Source organism: Stenotrophomonas sp. GbtcB23, from assembly GCF_019091045.1.
GTDB classification, from domain to species: Bacteria; Pseudomonadota; Gammaproteobacteria; order Xanthomonadales; family Xanthomonadaceae; genus Stenotrophomonas; species Stenotrophomonas rhizophila_A.
Map to the genome: position 1 here is coordinate 1 of NZ_JAGXKC010000624.1, position 242 is coordinate 242.

A 242-nucleotide genomic window follows, 5' to 3' on the forward strand; every position below is an offset into this window, starting at 1 on the left:
ACTACGCTTCGATCATCCACCCCCGCCAGTACCACGACCGGCTGGCTACGCTGGAACTCGTGCGCGAGGCCGGGCTGAAGACCTGCTGCGGCGGCATCGCCGGCATGGGCGAACCCCGCGCGCACCGCGCCGGGCTGCTGCTGGCGCTGGCCACCCTGCCGGCGCACCCCGATTCGGTGCCGATCTACTGGTTGGTGCAGGTGGCGGGCACGCCGTTGCATGGCAGTGCCGACCTGGTCCCG

The 242-nt window shown here is 71.9% G+C and carries 1 pseudogene; it reads left to right on the forward strand.

Annotated features, from left to right (window positions below):
* A pseudogene (locus KVS69_RS20350) lies at positions 1 to 242 on the forward strand (biotin synthase); the annotation flags it as partial.